Source organism: Acidovorax delafieldii 2AN (assembly GCF_000175235.1).
Taxonomy (GTDB): Bacteria; Pseudomonadota; Gammaproteobacteria; order Burkholderiales; family Burkholderiaceae_C; genus Acidovorax; species Acidovorax delafieldii_B.
In genome coordinates this window covers 1-1,734 of sequence record NZ_ACQT01000459.1, presented here as the reverse complement: position 1 = coordinate 1,734, position 1,734 = coordinate 1, and the positions used below count along the sequence as shown (strand labels likewise).

Here is a 1,734-nt window from a genome sequence, read left to right as displayed (position 1 = left end):
GCGCAAGGGCGCTGGCGCATGAGAAACCTTCTGGCCTGCTGGCGCCTTTTGCGGTTGCTGGGCCACATCCTGAAGGGCTTGGCGATCGTGGCGCTGCGCTTTCCCGCGCTCGCGCCCGACCAGCAGCACGCGCGCGTGCAGGCCTGGGCCATGGAACTGCTTGCGCACACCGGCATTTCGCTGCGCATCAAGGGCACGCCGCCGGTGGGTGGGCCCGTGATGCTGGTGGCCAACCACCTCTCGTGGCTCGACATCCCGGTCATGCACGCGGCACGGCATTGCCGTTTCGTCTCCAAGTCGGATGTGCAGGCCTGGCCGCTCATCGGCACGCTGGCCACGGCCGCCGGCACGTTGTACATCGAGCGCAGTTCGCGCCGCGATGCGCTGCGCATGGTGCGGTCCATGCACGATGCGCTGGAGCGCGGCGAGGTGCTGGCGGTGTTCCCCGAGGGAACCACGGGCGACGGCCGGACGCTGCTGCCGTTCCACGCCAACCTTCTGCAGGCGGCGGTGTCGGCCGAGGCGTTCGTGCAACCCGTGGGCCTGCAATTCATCGACAAGGCAAGCGGCAGGCCCAGCTATGCCCCGAGCTACATCGGCGACGAGACCCTCGTGGGGTCCATCTGGCGCACGCTGAGCGCCCCTGCCATCGAAGCCGTGGTGCACTACGGCGTGCCCGAAAAGGCGGATGGCCGCGATCGCCGCGCCTGGACGCAGCACCTGCACGCCAGCGTGGACCGGTTGCGGCAGGGCTGAAGGCCGCCACCGCCCTCCTGGGCTTGACCTTGCCCTGTCACGGCTGCGGCCGTGCTGCTGCTGGGGGCAATGGGCCTCAAAGCGGGCATATTGCACAGATGTGGCGGCATTCCGCATCCAAATGGTCGCCAAATTTCCCCAATTCCAGTATCTTTCGCGGCTTTGAGGCTGCCGCGTCGTGCAGTCCGTTTTCCACGGCCGGGAGGGCACATGAATTTGATCGAACGCGTCAAGGGGATTCTTCTTCAACCCAGGCAGACCTGGGCCACCATCGAACACGAGCCGGCCGACATGGCCGGGCTGTACACGCGCTACCTCATGCTGCTGGCGGCCATTCCTGCCGTCTGCGGCTTCATCGGGCTGTCGCTGATCGGCATGGGCGGCTTCGGGGTCACGATCCGCATCCCCCTGCTGGCCGGCTTGGCCAACATGGTGGTGTCGTATGTGCTGAGTCTGGCGGGGGTGTTTGTGCTGGCGCTCATCGTCGATGCGCTGGCACCGACGTTCGGCGGCCAGAAGAGCCAGATCCAGGCGCTCAAGCTGGCGGTGTATGGCAGCACCGCTGCGCTGCTGGGTGGCGTGTTCAGCCTGCTGCCGGCACTGTCGGTGCTGGGGCTGCTGGCGGCGCTGTATTCGATCTATCTCATCTACACCGGACTGCCGGTGCTCATGAAGAATCCGGCGGAAAAGTCCGTGGTCTATACCGTGGTGGTGCTGATTGCCGCCATCGTGATGGCGGTGGTGATGGGTTCGGTCAGCGCGCTGTTCATGCCCCGCAGCGGGAGCCTCTTCGGCGGGGCCGATACGCCGGCCATTTCGCTGGAGACCCCTGGCGGCAAGGTGTCGGTGAACACGGCCGGGCTGGAGGCCGCCGGCAAGAAGATGGAAGAGGCCGCCCGCCAGATGGAGCAAGCCCAGAAGAGCCAGGACCCGACCGCCATCGCGGCCGCCACGGGCAACGCCGCCGCGGCAGCGGCC

2 protein-coding genes are annotated in these 1,734 nt (G+C 67.2%); both read left to right on the top strand.

All coding sequences use genetic code 11. The features are described 5' to 3' along the window. Window positions 1–18: 18 nt before the first annotated feature. Complete coding sequence (locus ACDELDRAFT_RS22200) at window positions 19–756, top strand: lysophospholipid acyltransferase family protein (protein ID WP_005800986.1); 738 nt, start codon at window positions 19–21, stop codon at window positions 754–756. A 210-nt stretch (window positions 757–966) separates the two neighbouring features. Continuing rightward, window positions 967–1,734, top strand: a 768-nt coding sequence (locus ACDELDRAFT_RS22195) for a Yip1 family protein (RefSeq protein ID WP_005800984.1), incomplete at its 3' end; no start/stop codon positions are given.